General features: G+C 60.5%; 2 protein-coding genes. Both read left to right on the forward strand.

Features of this window, described 5'->3' with window-relative positions; all coding sequences use genetic code 11:
- Nucleotides 1-86: 86 nt before the first annotated feature.
- Nucleotides 87-443 (forward strand): hypothetical protein, encoded by a 357-nt coding sequence (locus AB0B14_RS36710; RefSeq protein WP_086486214.1) that lies wholly within the window; start codon nt 87-89, stop codon nt 441-443.
- A 109-nt stretch (nt 444-552) separates the two neighbouring features.
- A complete protein-coding gene (locus tag AB0B14_RS36715; RefSeq protein ID WP_063142267.1) occupies nt 553-1,317 on the forward strand; it encodes an IS6 family transposase in 765 nt (254 codons plus the stop codon).
- Nucleotides 1,318-1,386 lie beyond the last annotated feature (69 nt).

Raw genomic sequence — 1,386 nt, forward strand, 5'->3', positions numbered from 1 at the left:
CTGCAGGAAAATGAGGTCGCCATTCGCCATCTCCATTCAACCCTCGATAAATGGGTGAAGGCGAGCACCGTGCGGGAGGCGCTGGCATGACCGACGCGAAGATCGCGACCACCCTGCCCGCCGGGTTCAAGGATCTCGAGCCGCTGGTGGACCGTTGGGCGGGGCGAACCATCGAGGCGCGCACCAAGGCGCGCTGCGAAGCTTCGATGGAAGACATCATGCTCCTTTACGACGTCATGGTCGAGCGCGCGCCAGCGATACTCGATTATCTCAAACCTTTTCCGCTGGATGCGATCGAAGGCGAGAACGCGACGCTTTTCTGCCTGCTGCTATCGCTAGGACAAGCGTCGATGGCGGTGGAGGTTCACGGGCAGCCGCAAGCTCCCAACACGCCATTCCCGCATGGCATCCGCGTGCTGAGCGGCGTCGCGCCGTTCGGCTGAGGCACATAGTTTTTCGGGAGGCATTCGGATGACATCCGGCAAGGGGCTCTGTTGCAAACTCTGATGCGGTTGCCAAGGTTGGGCCCTTGGATTGGTAAGGTCGGTTGTGATGGACGATTTCAAAGGGCGGCATTTTACCGGCGAGGTCATCCTATGGGCGGTCCGCTGGTACTGCCGGTACGGCATCAGCTACCGCGATCTCGAGGAAATGCTGGCGGAACGTGGCATCGATGTCGATCACACGACCATCTATCGCTGGGTGCAGCGCTATGCGCCGGAGATGGAGAAGCGGTTGCGCTGGTTCTGGCGGCGAGGCTTTGATCCGAGCTGGCGTCTGGATGAGACCTACGTCAAGGTTCGGGGCAAATGGACCTACCTGTACCGGGCGGTCGACAAAAGGGGCGACACGATCGACTTCTTCCTCTCGTCGACCCGCAGCGCCAAAGCCGCGAAGCGCTTTCTGGGAAAGGCCCTTCGCGGGCTGAAGGGCTGGGAGAAGCCAACGAAACTCAACACCGACAAGGCCCCCAGCTACGGCGTCGCAATCGCCGAGTTGAAACGAGAAGGGAAGCTCGCCCTGGAAACCGAACACCGGCAGGTAAAATACCTGAACAACGTGCTCGAGGCCGACCATGGCAAGCTCAAATTGTTGATCAAGCCCGTGCGTGGTTTCAAATCGATGCCGACAGCCTACGCCACGATCAAGGGCTTCGAGGTCATGCGCGCCCTGCGCAAAGGGCAAGCCCGGGCATGGTGCCTGCAGCCAGGGATCAGGGGAGAGGTGCGTCTGATCGAAAGAGCATTTGGCATTGGCCCCTCGGTCATGACCGAGGCCATGGACGTGCTCAATCAGCATTTTGCCAATGCTGCCTGATCCCCAGACGGGGTGACGCTGCCCGGCCGTCACCAATGTTTGCAACAGAGCCTCAAATCCCGCGTGTGC

The organism is Micromonospora sp. NPDC049171 (assembly GCF_040648275.1).
Lineage (GTDB): Bacteria > Actinomycetota > Actinomycetes > Mycobacteriales > Micromonosporaceae > Micromonospora.

What these genes read in the sequence shown, in the direction of transcription:
- AB0B14_RS36710 (WP_086486214.1), top strand. Translation starts at nt 87, where the DNA reads ATGACCGACGCGAAGATCGCGACCACCCTGCCCGCCGGGTTCAAGGAT.
- AB0B14_RS36715 (WP_063142267.1), top strand. Translation starts at nt 553, where the DNA reads ATGGACGATTTCAAAGGGCGGCATTTTACCGGCGAGGTCATCCTATGG.